A 25,156-nucleotide genomic window follows, 5' to 3' on the forward strand; every position below is an offset into this window, starting at 1 on the left:
TTAAATTCTAATTGATCTGAAATTCAGCAAGGTTTACCAGTGCCTTAAGATATTTTTTTATTCTCGATGGCGCCTGCGGGTCATTTATGTACCAATCCATAACCAAAGAACCGTCTAACATTATTTCAAGCAGCGCGTTAAGCTGCCGAGGGGTGACTGTTAATCTCAATAAATGTTCAGTCATATCTTTTACCAGCTGAACTGCATTATTTGGCGCAGAAAATGACATGGCAAATGCAAGCGCATCAACTGAAAAACCTGTTGGCTGCCCGTTTTTCTGAAGTCCTGTTATAATGCTTTCAGCAAATGCTGCTCTGATAGGCATTGAAATAGTGCTTAACCATTGCCTGTAACCTACCCATCCCTGAACATTTGGAGGATCAAGGATATACTGCCCGGCTGCGCTTGCCTGTGTAATTATATAATTCAGCCTTGTGGTTAATGATGAAGGATCAAAATTAATGTTCAGCATTTTTACCGAACCAATCATCAGGTCAAGCGGATTTTTTATAAGCGAACTGATAGTATTATCTGAATAAAACAGTTTGCTCTTCAGAAGCGTTTTAAGCAGCGGAGCGATTTCATAATTATTGCTTCTTAGTATATTAGCCATTTCATCTATTACAGGCTGTGCATAACTTAAGTCATCGTTCTGGTGTATAAATGTTTTATACAGCTTAGTACAGATAAATTTAGCAGTTACAGGCTGGTTAAAAATGATATCAATTACATCATTATCATCAAAATTACCGGTTTGGCCTAAAAATGTTTTATTACCGTAATCATGCCTTGAAGGAACAAAAATGCTGCCCAGTCCGGAAAGGATCCATCCTGTTAAAGCTCTGGCAGCTTCTCTCACATCTGTTTCGGTATAATTGCCAATACCCATTGTAAATAATTCAAGAAGCTCTCTTCCGTAATTTTCATTCGGATTACCTACAATGTTATACCTGCCGTCAAGATAAATGAGCATTCCGGGATCCCGTGTAACCAGTTTTGCCAGAGTCCGGAAGTTACCTGTACAGTTATTTCTGAATAATGTGTTCTGCATGTACATATATTGCGGAATAATAACAGTAGCGGCTTCAGATACAAAATGATTATGCCAGAAGAGTGTCATTTTCTCACGGATTGATACAGGCTGCTCATACATCAGCCTGACCCACCATGTCCTTAACTGTGAAGTTCTTTGGGTATTATAGGCTGAATTAAAATCCGGAGCTTCTGTTACCCATGTACCCGGTACTTCAGGCGCGGCATATGGCTGAAACAACAGCTCAACTGCTTCATTTGGTGTAAGCGCAAGTACGCTGTTTACCTGTGAAACAGTAGCCCCGAACATTGTCCGGTTGAGAAGATGAGTAACCAGGGTTTTATTCCATGGTTTCGTAGGCGAAGGTATGTAAGGATCCAGCAAACCTGTTTTGGATGTTTCCATGCCTTAATAATGTTTAATTTTTAAACTTAATAACTTAAAGCTAAACTAATATAATATTAAATGTTTAAATTGTAAAATCCTGCATTAATTATTGAATAAGAAAACTCAATTTTACACATTTTTTGAGTTTTCTCTTACATTATTTTACTAAAAGCATTTTCTTTGTTTGTGAAAATCCGTTTGTCATCAGCTTTATAAAATATACTCCGCTTGCGAACTTTGACGCATTCCATTTTATACTGTAATTTCCGGGCTGCAGTATATCATTTGTCAGCTTCTCAATTTCTTTTCCTGCTATATCAAATATACTTATGGTAACAATATCGGTTTTTGTAATACCGAACTTAATGTTGGTTTCGGGGTTAAATGGATTTGGATAATTTTGTTCAAGATAAAATTTATCAGGCACATTATTATTAATTGTCGTAATTCCGGTTAATGAAATAAATTTTATGCCCCACATATACACCCTGCCTGAATCAACATTACCTGCAGCATCGGTAACCGAAAGTCTCCAGTATCCGTTCTGATTTGATTGCGGAAGTGATGATAGCGGAGTAACCGGCCTGATAAATGATGAAAACGGAGCCATCAAAGTTCCGGAAAGGCTGTCTGCAAAGTCATCGAACACGGTCATGATATCGTTATTGGTGCTTCCCTGCGAGGAATGAAAATTCACCGATGTTCCGTTCGGAGCCCGCAGGTTAAGTGTGAGATCATTTACAGAAGTATGATTCATTAACACAACAACAGCAACACGGTTATTGCCGCTTGTGCCGTTTACCAAAATTGAATCACGTACTGTTGACCCGTTAGGAATGAAAAATCTTTCACTATTTATAATAAACTGATTGTTGGTAAATCCGGGATCGTTATTTGATAATCTTATCACAGGCGGTTGTGAATAACCGGATGCCCCGCTTACATTATTCAGCCTTTCAAAATAAACATTTGCCCTTGGATAAAAAATATCTGCAGGATTAATGCTGTTTATTGTGTTTCCTTCAAAATTGAAGCTGCTTTGACCTGAAAAAATTCCGGGAGCATTAAGATTATCTATACTGGTAAACATATAGTTCTTAATTTGCTGTGATGTTTTTACATTCTTGCTCAGTTTTATGCCGTCAATGCAGCCATACATATATTCACCAAAAAGGCTTTTGCCTGCAAACACTGAATCATTGGATAAATTTATACTACCCGGAGTTAAAATCCTGTTTGTATCCGGATTACCGTTTACAAATAAAGCAAGCTCGCCGGTTGAACTGCGGTATGTTGCAGCAATATGTGTCCACACTCTCGGCAAAATCGGTTTTGAGCTTTGTATTATTTTACTGCCTGAATTCAATATGAACATGGGTGAATTCGAAGGGCTGCTTGAAACTGCAAGTATATAGCTGTATGAAGACGTTCCTTTGCTTATTATTGTCTGCGGTGAATTTCTGTACGCATCAATGTAAACCCATGCTTCAATTGTACAGGCAGTATCAAGATCGAAGCTGCTTCCCGCATTATCAGGGCAGGCAAGCCAGCTTGTGCCGGGAAAGCGCAGGTAAAAATTACTTTGATTACGGTAATTGGCCGGATTGAAGTTATTACCCGTATAAAATGCGCCGTTAGAAGCTGTTAAATTATTTTGTACGCCAATTGCATCATTACCGTTGCCGTCAAAAAGCCAGGCAGCGTTCAGCTGTCTGAAATAATTAGAGTTATCAAGCAACGCAGGATTACTGATATTTGCCAGATTTACCGGGATACCTCTGTCATTAGCTATTACCGTTGATGTTTTTTGTGTTTTGTAAATTCTAAGATCATCCAGTCTGCCTTTTAATCCGTTGGAAAAATTTCCTGGTATATAACTGTTGCCAACTCTAAGCGGGTCACTGCTGTTTGCCAGCGGTGCGATATTTGATGTAAATGTCTGTATAAGCGTTCCGTTAATATAAAACCTGATGGTATCGCTGTTAGGGAAGGCATTACGGAATGTAACAGAAAAATGAGTCCATGTGTTAAGAGCAAATCTGGTACCGGCTGTTTGTATGAAATTGTTATTTCCGCCGTTAAGATTTAACTGAAGCTTGCCTGCGTTGGTTGGATTTGAAGATGCACCCTGTATCATGACTGCGTATCCATCGCTTAAAGATGCGTTCACCGTACTGACTATGGTTTTATTTGTGCCCGTGGAATCCTGCAGGTAAACCCAGGCTTCAATTGTAAATGCTGAATCCAGGTTTAATTCAGCATTTGAAGGTGTTGATAAGTGATCATCAATACCATCAAATGCTGCGTACTGATTATAATAGTATTGGGTCAGCACATTTGCTGAAGAAAGTAACAGTAATATTACCAGTAATTTTTTCAATAGAATTCCTTTTATTTAACCAGTATCATTTTTTTAGTTATAGTTATTTCACCGGCAATAAGTCTGTAAAAATAAGCTCCCCCGGGCAGTAAGCCGGCATCCCATGCAGCTTCATAAGTACCCGGTGTTAATTCCTCGTTAACCAATGCAGCAACTTCACGACCTAAAATATCATAGACATTTAATTTTATCTTTTCAGATTGGTTATTGCCGGATGCCGTGATTTGGAATCTGATTTTAGTAGATGGATTAAATGGATTTGGATAGTTTTGGCTTAAATCATGCTTTCGGGGGATCTCAGTGCTTATTTGAGTTATCCCGATCTCGCTTCTGTTGCCAATAAACAGATCATCAATATTTATCCACAGACCTGATGTTTGATTTACAACCATATAATAGCGCCAAGCTATGTAAACCCGTTGACCTGCAAACTGGCTGAGGCTGTATTTAAACTCACGCCATGAATTGTTGTTTAAAGGTATGCCTGATGAATCATTGCTTTTAATTGTAGCAAGCTTAAGCAATGAAGATGATGGGTTTTGCCCAGAACAAACATGTACCTGAACAGAATCTGCATATGCTGCAATTAGCGGAGTGCTTCCAAGCAGGCACCAGAAATTAAGGCTGTCGCCGGTTTGAATTCTGAGACTGTCTGTCCATACCCAGTCATCATTTAAATTGTTGTTGCCTGAACCGGACAGCCAGAAAATAAATAACGATCTGTTGCCGCTGTGTGCCCGCGGTTTAAAAATTGCTGTATCGCCGCCAAAGTGCTGATTAGTATCATTTACTGCCCACCCAAGAACCGGGTTATTCTGGTCAACATCAAGCTTTTTCCAGCCGGCAGGAATACTATCGGGGTATACTAGCGGAATAGTTTCAAAGTTTGACTGGAATAATATTCTTTGTGAAAACAGAAAGTCAGAAAACAGCATTAAGAAAAAAATGATGAGTATTGCTCTTTTCATCAGCAGTAAAAATGATTGTTTGGAATAAACCGAAATAATAAAATTTTGTTTTAAAAAACAAGTTTAAAGTTAGTGTTTTTTCATATAAATACAAAAAGCAGGCTAAAAAGCCTGCTTTATTTTTTGAGGAAATGGTGTTTTCCTGATTATTTCACCAGGATCATCTTCTTAACCTGCGCATATCCTCCGGAACTTATCTTATAAAAATAAACACCACTTGGTAATTTTGATGAGTCAAAATCCGCTTCATAACTTCCCGGGTTTAATTGTTCATTCACAAGCATTGATACTTCCTTCCCGCTTATATCGTAAATTATCAGTTTGGTGAATGATTGCTGCGGAATATCAAACTTTATTTTTGTTACAGGATTAAACGGGTTTGGATAATTATTATACAATTTGTAAACAGAAGGTATTTCATTTCCTGTTTGGTTAATTCCAACCAAACCTGTGCGGAAATTCCATACAACTGACCAGGGCCCATCTCCCCCTACATTTTGTCCCGTTACCCTCCAGTAATATTGAATATTGTGATTTAAGAAACCGGAAGGAATCTGGAATTGTGTTGCAGGAACAGATACATCAAGAACAGTTGTATTAAATACATCTACAGATACCTGAACCCTGTAACTTACTGCACCAGCAACAGAATTCCACTGCAGCAAAGGGGTCAAACTGTGACCATTTGAATTGTTAGGCGGAGCTGTAAGCACAGGTGCCTGAGCCGGTGGAATTACTCCGCTTCCGTTGGTAGTTTTTAAAATATGAGCATTTTCACCGCCTATCCAGCCTGTATTGTAATTTATAAATGTTACAGAATTAATATCAACTCCGGAAACACCTATGTTTTGATCAACCCAGTTTGCACAGCCGTTTGTTGTTTTTAGCAAACCATTCTGTTTTCCAAGCCATCCCCATTGTTCATCATGCATAAATAATGAATATACCCCTCCTCCTTGATTGTTTAACGTTATCCAGTCATCACCATTATTTATGGTTTTATAAGTTTTATTGGAAATATGATACCCAACTCCATTGGGAAAAAATTGAAAACACCCCCCTGAACTATAACCGTCTGTTCCGCTGTTCATTTCCGGGGTCCAGGTGAAACCCATATCTGTAGTTCTGAGTAAAACATGATAGAAAACGACTGAAGAACCCCCGTTTACAAAACCGGTAGTTCCGTTTATAAAGTGCATACTGCTCATTGCGTTCATACTACCGTATGAAGCGTTACGCGAATACCAGTTTGCACCGCTGTTTGTAGTGTAATAAAAATTTGTTCCGCCTTGTCCGGAATTATTATAATATACAGTATCATCTGTGCCATTGAAAAACTCCATATAACCTGTTCCTCCGGGGACTATAACAGAATCCCACGTAATTCCACCGTTGATTGAACGGTAATAATGGGTTCCGGTATGCCACCACGTATAAATTCTGTGCTGACCGAAAGGAGGATCTACAAGCTGAAAACCTTTCAGGTTCCTCCATGGCTTAGCAAGAATAACCTCCCAGTTAGTTCCTCCATTGACTGTTTTCAGAATTTGTGTTGTAGTGGATGCGTAAACAGTATCCTGACTGACTGCATGAATTTTTATAATATTACCTACTGCAGGATTAGTCTGAACAGCCCAATTCTGGCTGTGAATTATGCTGCTGATTAAAAGCATACAAACTGTTATTATTGTTTTTTGCATAAATCTTCCCTTCAATTATTATTAATTAAATTAGTATTAATTTTTCTATAGTGAGCATTCAGGTAGTTAGTACATATAATTTTTAATGTTTCATCGTAATCAGATTTAATAAGTTTTTGTATTTTGTCTATCATTTTATGGGTTTCAGGCTTTAGCCTGTAACCCTTGGATATTTTCTTTGCTTTTTTAATTCTCATACTTTTTTGTGCACCTATTGTGCACAGATTATTTTGTAGTGTGCAAAGTTACTTTAAGCTTTGCTATCATAGCAAAGAATTTTTTAGTTAATTATTACCGGAAATCTAAAAAGAAATATCATGATTGAAATCTCGTATGCCCTGTATTTACAGTGATTTACATTTGTTTTGTATGTGTTGATTTTTTACCATATTTTAAAGGTATTTTAGGAAGGAGATTCAATGAAAGCATCAAAGCTGATCACGATTCTCAAAACATTTTCTGTTGAGGATTTAAAGAGGTTTGAAAAATTTATTATATCTCCATATCATAATCCCGGCAGAAACCTGAAACCTCTCTTTAAGGCTTTTACAAAATTTCACCCTGATTATCCCGAAAATAAACTTTCTGATGAGAAAATCTTAAAAAGCCTCAGAATATCATCCGGTGTATATAATAAGAGTTCATCATCTCAGTTAGCTGTACGATATTCAGAACTAACAAGGCTGGCAAAAAACTTTTTGGTAGTTGAAAGCTCTCTTAACAACAGTTTTAGTTATTCCAAATCTCTTGCGGAATACTTTAATGATAAAAATTTATACAATTATTGCAGAAGTGAAATTAAGGAATGTAACAGGATATTGGATGAGAACGGGCTGGATGAAAATTATGCACTTGAAAAACTTTTGCTGCAGAGAATTATATCTTTAAGTTACCACAGGGAAAATAAGAAAGATAAAGCATTAAAAGAGTTAATGCACATACCGCTTTATGCGCTTTCATATTTTGTTACGAATATAAAGGTTCAGTTATACAGTAATCATTTGGAATATCCGGTAAACTTTGAACTTTTAAAAAAAATTACCGATAGCCTGAATATTGAAGAGCTTGCCAAATTATGCACTGATGATAACACCGGTTTAAAAAATAAAATGATTTATGATCACAAACGAAGTTTGTTTTATTTATATGAAAATACTGAGCTGTTTTGGGAATTAATTGAATTTTATAAAATGAATTTTGATCAGCTATCTGATGTGCTTAAATGGCAGTATTTTTTAGGGCTGATGAAAAGCGGTACTAAGCTTATGAGTACCAGAGATTTTACACTTTTTGCCACTCAGCTGAGTTTATTGATAGATTTTGTATTTCAAAATGGTGTTTTTTCTTTCAGCCGTAAAGAACCACTTGAAGATGTTTTATTTAATTCTATAATCAGGATTAAAATAGCAATAGAAAGTACGGAATCAGTTCAGGCATTCATTGAACAGTATTTGCCAAAAGTTAAAATTGACTATAGAAAAAGATCAAATAATTATGCTTATGCATTTTTAAGTTTTAAAAAAGGAGATTTCACCAAAACACTAGATCACCTGAATAAGATCGATTTTTCTACTTTAAACGAAAAAAACTATCTTTATAAGCTTAAAATTGCCGTATTTTATGAATTGAACTATATTGAAGAATTGTATTATTTGATTGATAGTTACAATCACTTTATTGCAAATAATACAAGATTTTCTAAATCAAGTGAACATTATGGATTTTCTGAAATTATAAAAGTATTTCTTGCGAACAAAAGTAAAAATAACAAACTGCTTAGTAACGAAAGAAAGAAAATAACAGATTCTGTTAAAACATCAGATTTTGGATGGTGGTTAACACGAAAACTTGAAGAATTTTAGTAAAATTATTTTAAAGAAAAAGGGGGCATATATATGCCCCCTTGAATTTTGAGGAAATGATTTGAATAATTTATTTTACCAGGATCATCTTCTTAACCTGCGCATATCCTCCGGAACTTATCTTATAAAAATAAACACCGCTTGGTAATTTTGATGCGTCAAAATCCGCTTCATAGCTCCCCGGGTTTAATTGTTCATTCACAAGCATTGATACTTCCTTCCCGCTAATATCATAAATTATCAGTTTGGTGAATGATTGCTGCGGAATATCAAACTTTATTTTTGTTACAGGATTGAACGGGTTCGGATAATTATTATACAATTTGTAAACAGAAGGTATTTCATTTCCTGTTTGGTTAATTCCAACCAAACCTGTACGGAAATTCCATACAACTGACCAGGGACCTTGACCTCCTATGTTCAAAGCAGTAACTCTCCAGTAATAAAGTACATTATTGTTTAAAAATCCCGGAGGTACCTGCAGCTGAGTTACTGAAACCGTATCATAATCAAGTACTGTAGAATTAAAAACATCTATAGAAACCTGAACCCGGTAATTTACTGCATTTGGAACAGAATTCCATTGCAGTAAAGGAGTTATACTTTGACCCGTAGAGTTATTGGGAGGTGAAGTTAATGTAGGTGCCTGTGCAGGCGGAGTGACACCGCTTCCGTTTGTTGTTTTAAGTATATGTCCTGATGATCCGCAAATCCAGCCTGTATTATAATTTATAAAAGATACCTCATAAATTGAAACACCTGATATACCAATGTTTTGATTTACCCAAGTTGAGCATCCATCAGTAGTTTTTAATAATCCGTCTGATTTACCCAGCCAACCCCATTGCGGGTCGTGCATAAAAAGTGAATTTCTGCCTCCTGATTGATTATTTAATATAACCCAGTTTTCTCCCATATTGGTTGTTTTATAAGTTCTGTTTGAAACATGAAAACCGATATTCCCGAAAAACTTAAAATCTCCACCTCCTTCATAGCCATTTGTGTTGCTTGCCATATTTGTTGTCCAGGTAAAACCACGATCAGTTGTTCTCAATAGTCTGTGAAGATAAGTCCAGCTGGTTCCGCCGTTAACAAAACCAGTTTGTTGATTAACAAAATACATACTACCCAAAGAGTTTATCGTAAATCCGGATACACTTGATGAATACCAGTTTGAACCTGAATTTGTAGTATACAAAAAGCTCTGTGAATTATCTATGAAATATATATTATTAGTATCGTTTAAATACTGCATATCATTCGGTACGCCCGGTAATATATAAGGGGTCCAGTTAAACCCTCCGTCTGTGGTTTTAAATTTTTGATTCCAGTTAGTGAACCAAAGATTCCCGACATTAGGCTGATCCCATTGCCAATTCTTAAAAGTTCTGCTGGGCGGGGCTGTAAAAACAATATTCCAGTTTGTTCCGCCATTGGTAGTTTTTAGAACTTGAGTACCGGTTAACGCGTATACCAGGTTAGTATCAAAAGCCTGTATTGCAATAATATTTCCTGTACCCGGATTTGACTGCACCATCCAGGATTGAGAAAACAATCCAGAACTCATTAAAAGTAAAACAATAAAACATTTCAGAATTTTCATAATGTATTCCATTAATTTTTTGAATATTTAAATTGGTTAGTATTGTTTTTTTTCAGAAAATATGCGCATAGTGCCGTAAGAGTATCATCATAATCGGTTTTTAATATTTTTTGAACTTTAGTTATCATTTTATGGGTTTCAGGCCTTAGCCTGTATCCTTTTGAAATTTTTTTATCTTTTTTAAGTCTCATATCAATCTGTGCACTTGAGTGCATTAAAGTGCACTGTTTATATTTTGGTACAAAGTTATCCCCATATGTTTAAGCATTCAAAGAAAAGTTTCTTTTGTTGTTAAGGTAATTTTAGTATTAGTATTTCCTGTTAGAATATGTTTCAACTCTATAAAATAGTGATAATAATGAACTTAGAATTTGATTTGCAATTGAATATATGTTAAGGTATTTTCGGGAAAATTCAGAAGATATGAAAGAATTAAAGCTGATTTCTGTACTAAAAACGTTTACTAAAGAGGAAATTAAAGAGTTTGAGAAGTTTATAAACTCTCCCTTTCACAATAACGGCAGAAACTATAAATCACTTTACAGTTACCTGAAAAAACTTCACCCTGAATTTCCGCCGCAGAAAATTACCGAGGATAAGATCTTTAAAAAATTATATCCCCATAAAAAATACGATCCCAAAGCTTCATCACTTAGCATAAGGGTAATATTAAGCCAGTTAACTAAGCTGACTGAAGAATACCTTATGATCAGGTATTTCAGGACCAGTAATGAATTTAAATTTGTAAGCTTAATCAAAGAATATAGCGGCAGAAAACTATTTAAATTGTGTGATAGCTATATTAAAATGATCTCAAAGGATGAAGATAAAAATTCAGACGACAGCTCCTACTTTCTGCAGCAGCATATGATAAAACGAGCCTTGTTCAATTTGATATACGAAAAAAAATCGAACAATTTGAAAAAGTATAATGATGCAAGAATTGAGCTTACAGAATCCGCGTTATACCTTTTTTTATTCGAGCTTATTAATCATAAAGAAGATGTAGAGATGCTGTATTCTGAAGATTTCAGGGAATCAGATTTAATTATGGATGTAATGGGCAAGATAGATATAAATAACCTTCTTGGAAAAGCTATTGAAGGCAATAAAATGCCGGCTTTAAAGATCATGCTTTTATATTATTTTAACCGAATTGTAACCGATTTTACCGATGAAAAAGCATTTCTTTCCCTGAAAAAAATACTGCTGGATAATTTAGATGTATTATCATTTGATTCGAAAAAAAGTTATTTGGCCGGGTTATGTAATTTCTGCCTGTATGAAAAGCTTAATAAAAGAGTTCATTATCTAACAGAATTCAAAAAGCTTTATACTTTGCTGTTAAATGAATCAATAAAAGAAGGCAATTATGAACAGTTTGATGTAAGGCAGTACAGGAATATTATCAGAATGTATGCTCATGAAAGAAAATTCTTTGAGATCACCGAATACAATGAGAAATATTTAAAGTATCACAACGAAGTTCACCGAGAAGATTGTTTTAATTACAGCCGGGCAATAACAGCTTTTCAGCAAAACAGATTTGAAGAATGCCTGCGTATGATAAGTAAAAGCAGATTTTCTATACCAATGATGATAAGAGACCTTAAGTATATTAAGATACAATGTTTAATAGAGCTGGAACATTATGATTTGTTTTATTCAGAAATGGACAGTTTTCAACATTTCTTAAGAAATTCTTCGGAAATACCAAAAGAATTTATTGAAACAGATAAAGTTGTATTAAAACATTTTTTAAATTTCATGAGATATAAAGAAAAGAATTTAAGCACATCAAAAGATCATTTATACAATATTATAAGTTCTTTAAACTCTGAAAATATTTATTTAAAATGGCTTCTGGGTAAATTAATATAATTGTATTATGCCGGCAAGAGAGATAAAGCTGTTAACAATACTTAAAACATTTTCAAAAGAAGAATTGAAAGAATTTGAAAAATTCATCATATCTCCGTTCCACAATAAAGGAAGAAACTTTAAACCGTTGCTGGGTTTACTTAAAAAATTATACCCTGATTTTCCTGCAGATAAACTGACTTCTGAAAAGATCTATAAAAAACTGTATCCCGGAAAGATTTATGACAGGTCAAGGTCATCCTTAACCATTAGGGTTCTTTTTTCACAGTTAACGCAATTGGCTGAAGATTTTATGCTGATAAAGGAATTATATAATGATGAAAATACATTGGTCAGGAATAATCTGAAGTTTAAAGTGAACTTTACAAATAAATCTCTTAATATATTTGCAGAAAAACCCCTTATAGATAACCTGAAACTTCTGGAAGACTATATAGAAACATTTAAAGAAAGCAACCTGCATGTTTTAACAAATGAAAATTTGGTTCAGCTTAAGGTTATGAATGCCGACTATGAAACAGTACTTGATTTAAGAGAGCAGAATATACTGTATGCGCTTAATTCAGCATTTGATCAGATCTATTTTACAGTTGCCAGTAACCTTGTACTTATCCAGCGGATAAACAGGGGACTCAATGGAGTAAATTTTTATAAACATATTCTTAACAATATTGACCCCGAGTTACTTGAAAATTTTGTTTATAATGACAAAAAGGGGACCAAAAATATAATAATTTTTAATTATTACGTAAGCAGGTTCATTCTAAATAATGATTTTGAAGATTTAAAATTGATCGATAAGATAATTGATTTTTACAAAGAAATATTCCCTTCTCTTTCTTTCGAAAACAAACATTCATTATTTGTACGTTTAAGCAATATATTGATAATGGGCTCTCATATTGATACGGAATTATTCGGCTATAAAATACATATATTAAGCGAATATATACTTAAGTATAATTGCTACAGCGAAAAAGAAGATGAAATGATGAGCGGAATGAGCTATATGAATATTTTTGTGAATAAAGAGTATTTTTTGAATGCGGAAGAAATTAAACAGTTTATTTCAGACAATATAAAATATGTTCATAAAAGAGACAGGGAGTATACAGAGAAGATTTCAGAAATTTGTTATTGTATTAAATCAGGGAAATATGAAGATGGTTTAAAAATGCTTAGCAGAATAAATACCAATGAAACACTTTATAAAATCATAATATACCGTTATAAGCTTATGCTGCTGTATGAAATGAAAATGTTTGAAGAATTGATATCAAATATTGATTCATTTGAACATTTTCTGAGGAATAACAGGCTAATAAATAATTTTATGAGCAGCATGTATTTGACGTTATGTAAAGCTTTAAAACTTTTGATAAAAATTAATCTTAACCCGGAAAATATTATTACGAATGAGCTCGAAACATCAGTTGAAAACTGTAAAAACAAAGTGTTCTATAGGTGGGTTAAACAAAAGGCAGATGAAATAGTTAGAAAATAAATTGATTTAAAGGTAATTGAATGGAAATATGAAATCTAAATATAAAATATAAATTGGATATTTAAAACTCTTCCTCGTCAAAATCCTCATCAATTTCATCAATATCAGCAATAGGATCATCTTCCAGAGCTTTTTCCAGCTCCGCTATATCCACTTCTTCTTTATAAGCTTCGTCTTCGTGGTTTTCGGGTTTATCCAGCAGTTCAGGGCTGCATACGGGACACTCGCTGCAATCTACATATTCAGGTATGTTACCTTCAAAATACTTTGATGCTGCTCCTTCAAATTCATGTACTTCGCCGCATGCGCATTCAGTTTTTATTTTTGCCATTGGTAAAAATACAAATTTACATTAAAAAAATAAATGAATTCCGTTTTACTGTTTGTTATTTTTTTAATTTTAATTAATATTATCTTAATAAAAAAAGGGGATAGTACCCCTTTAATTTTTTTTATTTATGTTATAATTTTATTTCCAGTTCCTTATTTTTACATCACCATATGGATAGTCAACTTTAAAATCCAGGTAGCCCTGGTTAAGGCTCACATTTTCCATTGTAAGCCTGAAGTATTCATTTTGCTTGGGTCTGCGTATTTCAACTTTACGCGCGTAAGTGCTGGTACCTGAATATGAAAAATTAGAGAACTCAAACGAGATCAGGGTCTGACCCGTTTTGCTTATGTACATATATTTATATACAAAGTAATTATCTTTATCTACCCAGTATTTGCGTGTAATTGTTCCTCGCTTTAAAGAAAGTACGTATTGTCCGCCTTCTTCAGTCATAGCCAGCTCATCTTTTTTTCCTTTTGATATTCTGACGGTCCCTGAAAATGAATTCAGCATATCGTCAAATGTACATCTTATCTTTGTAAGTGTGCCTATGTTAAGTATTGTTGTTGAGCCTGTTGTCACAACATCGTTCAGGTCATCAAAAAAAGTAAACCTGTCCCGGTTAAAATGTGCAACTGCCGCGTCAATTCCAAGGGGACCTTCTATTTTGAACCATAGGTCATCTTTTTTCTTTACGTGAATTTCTATATCTCCCGTTTCATCAATTTTCGGGGTCTTGATTTTAATTTCACCCGTTGAAATGATATTATCTATTTCTTTTGAGCGGGAGTTAACTTCTTTGATTATCCGTGATATTTCAATTTTTACCGGATCTGTTTCAGTGACCTGAGTGGAGTCCTCCGTTAGAGGAACTGTTTCTTCAGGTGTTAGTGTAGAATCCTGGTTTTCCTGTGAGTTAACGCTATAAACCCAAAATATTAAAAGAATGAAAAAAACATGAGTTATTTTAAACATGTATTTATTACTTACAATTATTTTTCTATATAACTAATGATAATTAATTGTTAAATTAGCTAATATTTTGAAAGAATTCATCACTTTAATAGAGTAGATTTCCTCAAAAATTCAACAGAATTAACTACGAAACACTAATTTATTACTGAAAGGCAATAGTTTTTAAATGAAAACCGGCAAAACAAGGTCAAGAATTGAAAAAGATTCACTCGGAGAAATTGAAATTCCTTACGACGCATATTACGGAGTGCAGACTCAAAGAGCAGTACGTAATTTTCCTGTAAGCGGGTGGAAAGCTCACCCCGTTATGATAGACGCTTATGTTTACATTAAAAAAGCTGCCGCTATGACTAATGCAGAGCTTGGTCTTTTAAATAAAAAAGTAGCTGCTGCAATTATTAAAGCTGCCGATGAAGTTCTAAGCGGTAAACACCGCGAGCATTTTGTAGTTGATGTTTACCAGGCTGGTGCAGGTACATCTCATAATATGAATACAAACGAAGTGCTTGCTAACCGCGGTGTGGAATTGATGGGCGGAAAGCGCGGAGACTATAAGCTGATAAATCCGAATGACCATGTCAACATGGCGCAGTCAACCAATGATACTTTCCCTACAGCTATGAGGCTTGCATCACTCATAATGGCTCAAAGGCTTATGCCGGTAATAAAACATTTTCAGAAAACCCTTGAGAAAAAAGCCAAACAATTTTCAAAAGTCATAAAATCAGGCAGAACACACCTGCAGGATGCAGCGCCTATCACACTTGGGCAGGAATTTGAAGGCTATGCTGAAATTGTTTCAAGACATTATGACCTCATACTTTCTTCACAGAAACATCTCGCAGATCTTGGCATTGGCGGAACTGCAGTAGGTACCGGATTAAACACACATGCTAAATACCGCAGCCTGATGGCTAAGAATTTATCAAAAGTATCAGGTTTAAAGCTGCGGCCTACTAAAAATTATTTTGAATCCATGCAAAGCATGATGCCGTTTATGGAGCTTTCAAGCGCTATAAATAATTTCGCGATTGATATGACCAAGATCACAAACGATCTCCGTTTGCTGGCATCAGGTCCCACAACAGGATTTGCAGAAATTATTATGCCTGCAGTGCAGCCCGGTTCTTCAATAATGCCGGGTAAGGTAAATCCTTCAATGGCAGAAATGATGAACCAGGTTCTTTACCAGGTTATGGGCAATAACCATACTGTAATGATGTGCTCACAGGCGGGTCAATTGGAATTGAACGTAATGATGCCTGTTATGATATTTAATATAGTATGGATGATCGAGATACTTAAAAACGCTCTCAAGGCTTTTGATGATAAATGTGTTGCCGGTCTTATAGCAGATGAAAAGAAATGCCGTGACTATGCCGAAAAATCCATAAGCATAGTTACAGCCCTGAACCCGATTATCGGGTATGCCAGAGCCGCTGAAATTGCCAAAGAATCAGTTAAGACACACCGCTCTATAATGGATGTTATACGTTCAAAAAATATTATGCCTGAAAAAGAATTGAATAAGGTTTTAGACCTGATGAAATTAACCAAACCCGGACTGTAAAATATTGAATCCTACCCGGGCTGAAATAGATTTCTCAAAGCTTGCTTTTAATGTTGAGCAGATAAGGCGGCACATTCACGGTGAATATCCGAAACGGAAGATCAAAATTTGCGGTGTTGTTAAGGCTAATGCTTACGGGCATGGTATTGAAGAAATAAGCAAAAAGCTGGTTGATCTCGGAATTGACTTCCTTGGCGTGGCAAATTATGATGAAGCTATCAGGCTGAGAAAGCTTATACCTGATACTCCTATACTTGTTTTCGGTACGCTAATACATTCAAAGCTTGAACCGGCAAAGTATGTTTCTATATTGCATAAGCATGATCTTACAGCTACTGTTGCTTCTTATGATACGGCGAAATTTCTTAATGATTACAGCAGGAAATTTAAAAGTAAGTTCAAGATCCATATCGAAGTTGATACCGGGATGAGGCGTATAGGGCTTGATTATAAAAGCGCTTTAAAAACCATTCAGCAGATATCCGCCTTAAAGTATATTGAGCTTGAAGGGATATTTACACATTTTGCCTCATCTGAAGAGAAAAATAAATCATTTTCAAAGTTGCAGCTTAAAAGGTTCAACAGGCTGCTTGGTGAGCTTAAAAAGTCAGGTATAGAAATTCCGATAATTCATTCAGCTAACAGCGGTGCTGTTCTTGATCTGAAAGAATCATATTTTAATATGGTCAGGCCGGGATTACTGTTATACGGGTACTACCCGGGCAATGGAGTTAGGAATAAGATTAAGCTTAAGCCAATAATGAATTTAAAGTCAAAAGTAACTTTCATAAAAAAGATAAGCGAAGGCGAAAGTGTATCTTACGGAAGAAAATATTTTGCCAGGCAAAATGAGTTTATCGGATCTATACCGATTGGTTATGGTGACGGGTACCAGCGTCTGTTAACCAATAAAGCAAAGGTTCTTATCAACAAAAAGCTTTACAGGCAGGCCGGTGCAGTTACTATGGACTGGATTATGGTAGAGCTTGGCAAACGATATAATATCAAAATTGGTGACGATGTGCTTTTAATGGGTGAAGAAAACGGCATAAATATCGGAGCGGATAAACTGGCAAAGATATGCGGAAAAATTCCGTATGAAATGATTTGCGCTGTTGCAGACAGGGTCGAAAGAGTATATCTAAACGGATAATAAATGACATTTAAAAAAGATTATATAAATTACCTTCTTTATACTGTGGTTCATTCACCATCAGGTGAATTTAAAGAAAATTACAGGTTAAGTAAGCTGGTAGACAGCATTATTGCCGTTGATGATGTAATGAAGGTTACCTTTATTATCGGTAAAACTGCCGGGCTGGATATGCTTTTTAAATATTTGCTCTATATATCCGATAAAATAGATAAGTCTCAGGTTACAATTTTTAATCTTAAGGATAATTTTGAGTACGATAAACAGAATATAACGAAGATATGTTCAAAAATTGATCTTTATAAAAGTGAAAATGTTCAGGAAGCAATAAAAGAAATTACAAGCGATTCTTCTGAGGCGGCAAAAAATGAAGTTGAAGAAATCCAAACAGAAAATAAGGAAAAAATAGTATTTAATATTGATGAAGATAGTAATATTGCACAGATAGAAGAAACGGAAGAAATGGAAACCGTTGAAACTCAAAGCGATGAAGAGGATGGCTTAACTCTGATTGAAAATGCCGGTTCCAACAATACAGAAACCGAAGTATTTGAGCTTGAAAGTATCAGCGAATCGGTTGAAAATAGTGATAAGGAAAACGAAAGTAATATAAAAATATACGAAAGCTTAAATTCAGAAAATGAACCTGAACAGGAAGAATTGGACGAAGAAGAAGGTAATATTTCAACAGAAGAATTTGAGGAAACTGAAAGTATAATTGCTGAAATAGAATCTGAAAATGATGAAATTGATGAAATTGATGAAATTGATGAAGAAACTGTTAAAGAAGAAGATTTACCTGAAATTGAAATAGAAGTACACAAACCCAAAGGCGGCTCTCCTGAAGATGAGCATATTAAAGAAGAAGCTATAACTAATGAAGCCTATTATACATTTGAAAGCAGGTTCTTTGAAGAAGTAAAGATACTTGAAAAACTTTTGGCTTCAGTAGGCAGAGATTGTATAACAGATGATAACGGTAAACTAAGCGATAAATGCCTGCAGGCATTAACGGAAATATTGGGAATAACCAGCGAGCTATCAAATCTTTCAAGGCAGCTTTCCTTTGATCTTACTGCAGATATATTCCTAACAATGAATATTTATTTTACCAGATCCATTAGCCAGCCCGAACTGTTAACATTTGAAAGGATCAGCCTGCTGGATTCATCGCTGGCGCTTGTGAACAGCCTGATAAAAGGCGAAGATTATTTGAATTATGATTCCATTGTAGATAAAATAGAAAAGCTGAAATCAGATATTTCAGGCGATCAGCAAAAAGAGCTGAAACCCAAAGAAGAAATTACCGAAGATATTTCTGCGGCTGAAAGTATTGCTGAAGAAACAGGTGCGTCAAACCCTGAATATAAAGAGATTGACCCTGAGGATAAAATACAGGAAGAAATTATCAGACCGATACCGGTTATTGAAAAACCAGAGCTGAAAAAATCACAGCTTGAAACAGCTAATTTTAAGCTGAAATATCTTGTAAAAGAATTTGAAAAAAGTTTTACAGGTATCGGTAACTTAAAAGGAGAGTACAGCAAAATTGATGCCCTTGAAAAAATCAGTGAGCTAAATAATGCATTGAGGCTTATCGCAAAGATATCTGCTGCAATTAAGAACAGGGATGTTTTAAAGCTTGCTGAAGTTACCTATGTATTCTTAAAATATGTTAAAGATTACAGAATGGATATGCAGGAAGCAGAAGTTCAGCAGATAATAAAATATATAATTTTTACTTTTAAAATGCTTCTTACTGATAGAAAGCCGGAAGACTTTAATGTATTGGTACAGCATTTAAATAACCCGGTGAAGATCTTTGCCGATTCTTAAATATTAAAAGAACGAAATGAAATCATATGCTATAGTTATGGCCGGGGGGGTTGGAGCCAGGTTCTGGCCTTACGGAACATCAAAGCTGCCAAAACAGTTTTTGCCTATCGCTAATTCAAGCGATACTATGCTTCAGCTTACTATTAAAAGGCTGAAAGATATTGTGCCGATCGAACAGGTATTCATAATTACAAATAAACAATATATCGATCTTGTTAAAAAGCAGCTTCCCAGAATCCCGAAAGAAAACATTATTGGTGAGCCTGTCGGCAGAAACACAGCTCCTTGTATAGGGCTGGCTTCTACTATCTTAAAACAGTATGATGAAAAAGCCAAAATGTTCGTTGTTCCCGCCGATCATTTAATTGAAAACGTTGATGAATTCACGAAGGTTGTTAATACAGGACTAAAGTTTGTGGAACAGAACGATTCAATTGTAACCCTTGGCATTGTGCCTTCGCACCCTGAAACTGGTTATGGATATATCCAGTTCATTGAAGACGCATTTTATAAATCAGAAAAAAGTGATGTGAATATTTACAGGGTTAAAACATTTGCTGAAAAACCCTCGCTTGATGTTGCCAAAGTATTTCTTGAAAGCGGTGATTTTTTATGGAACAGCGGAATGTTCATTTTCAGGGCAGATACAATGCTTAAGCAAATGAGCGACCTGCTTCCTGACCTGCATCACCAGCTTTTGAAAATTGAAAAATCAATTCATACCCAGAAATATCAAAGCGTGCTCGAACAGGTCTTTGCCGAAATTAAAAGTATTTCCATTGATTACGGTATAATGGAAAAAGCTAAAAATGTATATGTGATTAAGGCAGATCTTAAATGGAGCGACCTCGGAAGCTGGGATGAAGTATCCAGGCTTAAAAATAAGGATAAAAATAATAATTCTGTTATCGGAGACAGCTTTATTAAAGATTCCCATAATAACCTTATAATGTCCCCTAAAGGTTTTGTGGGTGTTATCGGGGTTGATGACCTCATAATAATAGATACAAAAGACGGCCTGCTTGTCTGCAAAAAAGACAGGTCACAGGAAGTAAAAGAAATTGTTGATTATTTAAAAAGAAAGGGACTTAGCGATTATATATGATAAACAAGATCTCTCACCTGGGAATTGCTGTTAAAGACCTTAAAACTGCATCAGAAACTTACAAAAAGCTTCTGCAGTCTGAACCTTCTGAAATGGAATATGTAGCTGAACAGAAGGTAAATGTTGTTAAATTTACAATCGGAGAGTCAACCATAGAGCTGCTGGAAGGAACATCAGCGGATTCTCCAATTTCAAAATTCATAGAAAAACGCGGAGAAGGAATTCATCATATAGCATATGAATCTGATGATGTTAAAACAGATCTTAAAAGGCTTGATAGTGAAGGATTTGAGCTTATAAATAAAGAACCGCGAATTGGATCTGATAACATGCTGATCGCATTTGTAAATCCAAAATCAATCGGCGGTGTTTTAACAGAAGTCTGCCAGCATTAAAATTTATATTTTAATTATTGCAGGAGATCAAAAAAATACTGTTTCTGGCTGAAGGCCAGATGGGCGATTCTATTGTTTTAACTCCTGCTCTCAAAGCCGCAAAAGCTTCTTTGCCGGATGTTGAAATTACTATACTCCTTTTTCACAGGCGTAAGTATATTAATAACACCCGTGAAGGAAATCCTTACATCGAAAAAAGCAATTTTGAAGGTACCGCTGAAGTATTCAGGAATAATCCGTTTGTTGATAATGTTCTTGAGCTTGACCGAAGGGCAATGCGCGCCTTAAAAGGATTTGCAAGGCTTAAAGCCGAGTGGCAATGTGTAAAATATCTGCGCGCGTTAAAATTTGATGCAGCTGTCTCAACCTTTCCGCAGAACAGATTTGTACTTTGGTCTTTTTTTGCAGGTATAAAACGCAGGGTAGGTGAAAAAAACCAGCCTTTTGATTATCTGCTCACCGATAAACCTCCCGTAAAAAGAAGTGATTCAGGTGTTCTTAATTATTTTTGCTCTTTGCTGGAACCGCTTGGCATTACTACCGAAGATAAAAGTACATTTTTCCAGGTGCCTGCAGAATGTATTCAGGCTGCCGCGAAATTTTTTTCAGAACATGATAAAGGTAAAAAAATAATTGTAGTACATCCCGGAGCAAGCGATAAGGACAGGCAGCTGCCGCCGGAAAAGCTTAAAGAAGTGCTGATAAAAGCTGAAAAAAGCAATAAGTATAATATTGTTTTAGCTTATAGTGAATATGACGAAGAATATGTAAATGCGCTCAAAAAGATCTATACCGGCAGTATCAGTTTCGTAAAAACAAAAACTATTGGTGAGCTTGCAGGAATATTAAAGTATGCAGATGCTGCTTTAGTTCATAATTCCGGCCCCAGGCATCTTGCAGCTGCTGTTGGCGTTAAAACCATAGGCCTGCTTGAAAAATACGATGATATAATGTGGAAGATCTACGAAAACGATAATTTTCATGCAATAGTTCAAGCACGGTTCGCATGTAATTTATGCAGTGAAGGCAAATGCCGCGGGATAATTCCTGAAAATGAAGTGTTCGGAGCGAAATGTATGCATGATATAAGTACTGAAGAAATTTTTTCCTCAATAGAAACAATCATTAATAATCCGTAATTTTGCTGATAAACAGATATATGAAATACATTATATTAATAATTATTTTTAATTTACAGCTAATGGCACAGGAAAAAACTGATATGCAAAAGCTTTTGTGGATAGCGGATAGCTGGGTATCTGCTTCTGGTGAAACCACCAGTTATGAAGAATGGAAAGTTATAAATGATGATCTGTTTGAAGGCGGCTCAAAAACTATTAAAGAAGGAAAAGTTATTTTCAGTGAATCCCTGAAAATTGAAAAAACTGCCGATGGAATATATTATGTGGCTGATGTAGCCCATAACCCAGCCCCGGTAAAATTTAAATTAACTAATGTAACTGATACCAGCGCTGTGTTTGAAAACCCTGATCACGACTTTCCGAAAAAAATAACATACCTGCTTGAAGAGGGAAATCTTCATGCATTTATAGAAGGACCCGGTAAAGACGGAAATACAAAAAAAGTAGATTTTTATATGCAGAAAATGAGATAAGTATTATGCTGGATAAACAAACTATTGAAATACTTACTAAAGAAGTTATAGAATACCTCCCCAAGCTTGCTCTTGCTTTAGTGACACTTGTTATCGGGCTTTATTTGATAAAGCTGCTTATCAAATTCCTTAACAGGGTCATGCAATCCCGGAAGATAGATGAATCCCTGAGGCCTTTCTTCAGAACGCTGGTTTCTATAGTACTTAAAATTCTGCTCATTATCAGTGTGATGGGTATGATAGGTATCGAAATGACCTCCTTCATTGCGCTGCTTGGCGCGGTTGGACTTTCAATCGGTATGGCGCTTTCAGGCTCACTGCAGCATTTCGCCGGCGGCGTACTGCTGCTTATTTATAAACCGTTCAGCAAAGGTGATTTCATCGAAGCGCAGGGGCACAAAGGAACGGTCATGGAATTAAGGATTTTTAATACCGTAATAAATACACTTGATAACAAAGTGGTTTTTATTCCAAACGGGCCGCTTTCAACCGGACCCATAGTGAATTATACTCTTGAAAACACCCGAAGGATCGACTCCGTTTTTTCGATCAGCTACGCTGATGATATAGCAAAAGCTAAATCGATAATTATGAATGTGATCAATTCAAACGAAAAGATACTTAAAGATCCGGAAGTTATAATAGGCGTTAAGGAGCTTGGTGCAAGCTCAGTTAATATTGAATCCCGGGTATGGGTTAAAACAGATGACCTTGTTGAGCTGACATTTTTTATGAATGAAGCCGTAAAGAATGAGTTTGATAAAAACGGTATTTCAATACCCTTCCCGCAAATGGACGTTAACCTGAAGAAACAATAATGGAAGCCCGTCCTGCAAACCTAAGTTATATTCCTTTTTACTTTTTTATGCTTGTTGTTGTATCTGTGCCTTTGGCAATAACTATGTTTTTTGAAAACCCGGTTGATCTGGTTAAAATGAGCGCTTTTATTATTACCGGTTCATTTTTTGTTATGTTCAGCACCGCGCATTTTGCTGAAAATACTTTAAGAAGTGGGCAAAACACCCCTTTTAGTTTCAATAGTTCGCTGGATGTTCCAGTACTAATATTTATTTGCGCCGCAGTCCTTTCAACAATATTCTCACTTAATCCAAAGATCAGCGTATTTGGCCAATATCAAAGGCAAATCAGTTTAATTACATTTCTGTATCTGGCTGTTATTTATTTTTTATCCGGCGGCCTGTTAAGTGATAAAAAACGTTTTACCGGGTTATTTCTTACTGTTGAAATATTAGCTGTATTGGTTTCGGTGTATTCTTTTATACAGTTAGCCGGTTTTGATGCTTTTGGTATTCAGCAGCCGGGTTTAGATAGGCCTGTTTCTACTTTTGGGAATGCTGTTTTCTTCGGCGGATTTTTAACCCTCATCTTCCCATTTTCAATTCTGAATATTTCCTCTAAAAAAAACAATATCCTGAAAATTATTTTTCCGGCAATTATTGTCACGGGGATAGTTTTCTCAGGTACAAGATCAGCATACATTGCGTTAGCTGCAGAAACAGCATTGCTGATTGGATTGTATCTTTTTATCAAAAAGAAAAACGGTGCAGCAGGTGCAGAAAAAATAAATGAAGGCAGGTATATTAAGAATATACTTTATCTGACCGGTGGTGTAGTGCTGGTTTTTCTGTTGTATATCCTGATTGCACCCGAAAGCTTTTTGTCACGCCGCATATTAAGTTTTTTCAGTTCATCAGATAACCCCAGGCTGGTATTATGGCAGGATTCGTTTAATTTGTTTTTAAAATATCCTGTGTTCGGAACTGGTATTGCGATGTTTTCATCTGCATTTGAAGAATTTTATTCTAACAGGCTCCGCTTCCTTGAAAGAACCGGTTACTTTGATAATCCGCATAACAACTTTTTGTACATGCTGTATTCGATGGGTTTGATCGGCATGCTGGCATATATCAGCATACTAGTTCAGGCATTAAGACGTTGCCTGGAAAATATCTTCAAAGGAACAGATTCTGATAAAAAAATAATTTTTATGGCTTTTGGGGCGTTCATCGCCGGGTACAGTGTGTATGGTTTAACTAATTTTGATGATATTTCCATTCTGCTGTATTTTTTTGTTTTTCTGGGAGCATTAAAAGCTGCAGATAGTGAAAAATCAAAAGAACTGATTTTTAACCGGAAATTAATTATAATGATTGCTATTCCCGTAATATTGGTTTGTTCATACAATATATACAGCAGCATTAATGATATGAAGGCAGACAGGTTCTTTAAGCTTGGCAATCAACTGATAAAACAGGGTAAGTTTGCCGAAGCTGTGTATAACATGAATACAGCCATTGCCATGAATGACTATTACACAGATTATAAATATGCGCTTGCAAATACAGTTTACCGGCAGGTTTTTTCCAGTGAAACAATGCCCAAAGAAACTAAAATGAATCTTCTCAATCAGTCAGCAAGACAGGTTGAAGGGCTTAGAAATTCACATTACTTTATAAATGAATCGAACGCACTACTTTCTTTGATATATTACGAAATGGAAAGAGACCGGGAAGCATTGTTACTTGAAAAAGAAGTACTTGCAAAGGATTCAGTTAATATTTCTTACAGGATAAATCTGGCAAGGTACTACATTAAAAAAGGAAATCTTACTAAAGCCGATGAGCTGATGAATGTAGTAATGCAGCTGCGGCCAAAATCTCTTGATGCATATTTAACCGCGGCCTACCTGAATTTTAAGAAAGGAAATACGGAAGCTGCCCGGATGTACTGCGAACAAATACTAGCGTCAGAACCCGGAAACCAGTTTGCGCTTAAGCTGCTGAATGATATAAAATCAGATAAAAAGCCTTAGTGTTAAAACATTAAACTAATTT

The 25,156-nt window shown here is 35.5% G+C and carries 20 protein-coding genes; 12 read left to right on the plus strand and 8 right to left on the minus strand.

The window, feature by feature from the left end; all coding sequences use genetic code 11:
* Positions 1–7: 7 nt before the first annotated feature.
* The 4 genes from J0M37_04775 to J0M37_04790 form a co-directional block, all read right to left on the minus strand.
* A complete protein-coding gene (locus J0M37_04775; GenBank protein ID MBN8584388.1) occupies positions 8–1,438 on the minus strand; it encodes a DUF1800 domain-containing protein in 1,431 nt (476 codons plus the stop codon).
* Between the two features lie 139 nt (positions 1,439–1,577).
* Positions 1,578–3,800: a T9SS type A sorting domain-containing protein gene (locus J0M37_04780; protein ID MBN8584389.1), complete on the minus strand. Its 2,223-nt coding sequence runs from the start codon at positions 3,798–3,800 to the stop codon at positions 1,578–1,580.
* Between the two features lie 11 nt (positions 3,801–3,811).
* Positions 3,812–4,192 carry a T9SS type A sorting domain-containing protein gene (locus tag J0M37_04785; GenBank protein ID MBN8584390.1) on the minus strand — a complete coding sequence of 127 codons (381 nt, stop codon included), beginning with the start codon at positions 4,190–4,192 and terminating at the stop codon, positions 3,812–3,814.
* A 722-nt stretch (positions 4,193–4,914) separates the two neighbouring features.
* Entirely contained in the window at positions 4,915–6,468 is a 1,554-nt protein-coding gene (locus J0M37_04790) for a T9SS type A sorting domain-containing protein (protein ID MBN8584391.1), read from the minus strand.
* Positions 6,469–6,887: 419 nt separating this feature from the next.
* On the opposite strand from J0M37_04790, the gene J0M37_04795 reads away from it, so the two are divergent.
* Positions 6,888–8,330: a hypothetical protein gene (locus J0M37_04795; GenBank protein ID MBN8584392.1), complete on the plus strand. Its 1,443-nt coding sequence runs from the start codon at positions 6,888–6,890 to the stop codon at positions 8,328–8,330.
* A gap of 70 nt (positions 8,331–8,400) precedes the next feature.
* Here J0M37_04795 and J0M37_04800 read toward each other — a convergent pair whose 3' ends face one another.
* Together J0M37_04800 and J0M37_04805 are read right to left on the minus strand one after the other, a co-directional pair.
* Complete coding sequence (locus J0M37_04800) at positions 8,401–9,933, minus strand: T9SS type A sorting domain-containing protein (protein ID MBN8584393.1); 1,533 nt, start codon at positions 9,931–9,933, stop codon at positions 8,401–8,403.
* An 11-nt stretch (positions 9,934–9,944) separates the two neighbouring features.
* On the minus strand, positions 9,945–10,124 hold the full coding sequence (locus tag J0M37_04805; protein ID MBN8584394.1) for a hypothetical protein: 180 nt from the start codon (positions 10,122–10,124) through the stop codon (positions 9,945–9,947).
* Between the two features lie 232 nt (positions 10,125–10,356).
* Here J0M37_04805 and J0M37_04810 point away from each other — a divergent pair, with 232 nt between their 5' ends.
* Together J0M37_04810 and J0M37_04815 are read left to right on the plus strand one after the other, a co-directional pair.
* The gene (locus J0M37_04810) at positions 10,357–11,814 is read left to right on the plus strand and encodes a hypothetical protein (GenBank protein ID MBN8584395.1); all 1,458 of its coding nucleotides are present in this window, start codon (positions 10,357–10,359) and stop codon (positions 11,812–11,814) included.
* 7 nt (positions 11,815–11,821) lie between these two features.
* Positions 11,822–13,318 carry a hypothetical protein gene (locus J0M37_04815; protein ID MBN8584396.1) on the plus strand — a complete coding sequence of 499 codons (1,497 nt, stop codon included), beginning with the start codon at positions 11,822–11,824 and terminating at the stop codon, positions 13,316–13,318.
* Positions 13,319–13,379: 61 nt separating this feature from the next.
* Here J0M37_04815 and J0M37_04820 read toward each other — a convergent pair whose 3' ends face one another.
* Both J0M37_04820 and J0M37_04825 read right to left on the minus strand, forming a co-directional pair.
* Positions 13,380–13,649: a hypothetical protein gene (locus J0M37_04820; GenBank protein MBN8584397.1), complete on the minus strand. Its 270-nt coding sequence runs from the start codon at positions 13,647–13,649 to the stop codon at positions 13,380–13,382.
* Positions 13,650–13,787: 138 nt separating this feature from the next.
* Positions 13,788–14,627, minus strand: coding sequence for a DUF4292 domain-containing protein (locus J0M37_04825; protein MBN8584398.1), 840 nt, complete (start codon positions 14,625–14,627; stop codon positions 13,788–13,790).
* 166 nt (positions 14,628–14,793) lie between these two features.
* Between J0M37_04825 and J0M37_04830 the strand changes: the two genes are divergently transcribed.
* From J0M37_04830 to J0M37_04870, 9 genes are all read left to right on the plus strand, one after another.
* On the plus strand, positions 14,794–16,197 hold the full coding sequence (locus tag J0M37_04830) for an aspartate ammonia-lyase (GenBank protein ID MBN8584399.1): 1,404 nt from the start codon (positions 14,794–14,796) through the stop codon (positions 16,195–16,197).
* 4 nt (positions 16,198–16,201) lie between these two features.
* Positions 16,202–17,350 (plus strand): alanine racemase, encoded by a 1,149-nt coding sequence (gene alr / locus J0M37_04835; GenBank protein ID MBN8584400.1) that lies wholly within the window; start codon positions 16,202–16,204, stop codon positions 17,348–17,350.
* A 3-nt stretch (positions 17,351–17,353) separates the two neighbouring features.
* On the plus strand, positions 17,354–19,186 hold the full coding sequence (locus J0M37_04840) for a hypothetical protein (GenBank protein MBN8584401.1): 1,833 nt from the start codon (positions 17,354–17,356) through the stop codon (positions 19,184–19,186).
* Positions 19,187–19,202: 16 nt separating this feature from the next.
* Positions 19,203–20,291, plus strand: a complete 1,089-nt coding sequence (locus tag J0M37_04845; GenBank protein ID MBN8584402.1) for a mannose-1-phosphate guanylyltransferase — start codon at positions 19,203–19,205, stop codon at positions 20,289–20,291.
* Positions 20,288–20,686, plus strand: coding sequence for a methylmalonyl-CoA epimerase (mce, locus tag J0M37_04850; GenBank protein ID MBN8584403.1), 399 nt, complete (start codon positions 20,288–20,290; stop codon positions 20,684–20,686). The genes J0M37_04845 and mce overlap by 4 nt, the downstream gene beginning before the upstream one ends.
* Before the next feature lie 17 nt (positions 20,687–20,703).
* On the plus strand, positions 20,704–21,825 hold the full coding sequence (locus J0M37_04855; GenBank protein MBN8584404.1) for a glycosyltransferase family 9 protein: 1,122 nt from the start codon (positions 20,704–20,706) through the stop codon (positions 21,823–21,825).
* A 62-nt stretch (positions 21,826–21,887) separates the two neighbouring features.
* Entirely contained in the window at positions 21,888–22,301 is a 414-nt protein-coding gene (locus J0M37_04860) for a hypothetical protein (GenBank protein ID MBN8584405.1), read from the plus strand.
* A 5-nt stretch (positions 22,302–22,306) separates the two neighbouring features.
* A complete protein-coding gene (locus J0M37_04865; GenBank protein MBN8584406.1) occupies positions 22,307–23,119 on the plus strand; it encodes a mechanosensitive ion channel in 813 nt (270 codons plus the stop codon).
* On the plus strand, positions 23,119–25,134 hold the full coding sequence (locus J0M37_04870; protein MBN8584407.1) for an O-antigen ligase family protein: 2,016 nt from the start codon (positions 23,119–23,121) through the stop codon (positions 25,132–25,134). The genes J0M37_04865 and J0M37_04870 overlap by 1 nt, the downstream gene beginning before the upstream one ends.
* The last annotated feature ends 22 nt before the right edge of the window (positions 25,135–25,156 follow it).

The organism is Ignavibacteria bacterium, assembly GCA_017303675.1.
Lineage (GTDB): Bacteria > Bacteroidota > Ignavibacteria > Tepidaquicellales > OLB5 > OLB5.

Bases quoted from the DNA above. Each gene is read 5' to 3' on its own strand.
- J0M37_04775 (MBN8584388.1), bottom strand. From the start codon at position 1,438: ATGGAAACATCCAAAACAGGTTTGCTGGATCCTTACATACCTTCGCCT.
- J0M37_04785 (MBN8584390.1), bottom strand. From the start codon at position 4,192: ATGGTTGTAAATCAAACATCAGGTCTGTGGATAAATATTGATGATCTG.
- J0M37_04790 (MBN8584391.1), bottom strand. From the start codon at position 6,468: ATGCAAAAAACAATAATAACAGTTTGTATGCTTTTAATCAGCAGCATA.
- J0M37_04795 (MBN8584392.1), top strand. From the start codon at position 6,888: ATGAAAGCATCAAAGCTGATCACGATTCTCAAAACATTTTCTGTTGAG.
- J0M37_04800 (MBN8584393.1), bottom strand. From the start codon at position 9,933: ATGAAAATTCTGAAATGTTTTATTGTTTTACTTTTAATGAGTTCTGGA.
- J0M37_04805 (MBN8584394.1), bottom strand. From the start codon at position 10,124: ATGAGACTTAAAAAAGATAAAAAAATTTCAAAAGGATACAGGCTAAGG.
- J0M37_04810 (MBN8584395.1), top strand. From the start codon at position 10,357: ATGAAAGAATTAAAGCTGATTTCTGTACTAAAAACGTTTACTAAAGAG.
- J0M37_04815 (MBN8584396.1), top strand. From the start codon at position 11,822: ATGCCGGCAAGAGAGATAAAGCTGTTAACAATACTTAAAACATTTTCA.
- J0M37_04820 (MBN8584397.1), bottom strand. From the start codon at position 13,649: ATGGCAAAAATAAAAACTGAATGCGCATGCGGCGAAGTACATGAATTT.
- J0M37_04825 (MBN8584398.1), bottom strand. From the start codon at position 14,627: ATGTTTAAAATAACTCATGTTTTTTTCATTCTTTTAATATTTTGGGTT.
- J0M37_04830 (MBN8584399.1), top strand. From the start codon at position 14,794: ATGAAAACCGGCAAAACAAGGTCAAGAATTGAAAAAGATTCACTCGGA.
- J0M37_04840 (MBN8584401.1), top strand. From the start codon at position 17,354: ATGACATTTAAAAAAGATTATATAAATTACCTTCTTTATACTGTGGTT.
- J0M37_04845 (MBN8584402.1), top strand. From the start codon at position 19,203: ATGAAATCATATGCTATAGTTATGGCCGGGGGGGTTGGAGCCAGGTTC.
- mce (MBN8584403.1), top strand. From the start codon at position 20,288: ATGATAAACAAGATCTCTCACCTGGGAATTGCTGTTAAAGACCTTAAA.
- J0M37_04860 (MBN8584405.1), top strand. From the start codon at position 21,888: ATGGCACAGGAAAAAACTGATATGCAAAAGCTTTTGTGGATAGCGGAT.
- J0M37_04865 (MBN8584406.1), top strand. From the start codon at position 22,307: ATGCTGGATAAACAAACTATTGAAATACTTACTAAAGAAGTTATAGAA.
- J0M37_04870 (MBN8584407.1), top strand. From the start codon at position 23,119: ATGGAAGCCCGTCCTGCAAACCTAAGTTATATTCCTTTTTACTTTTTT.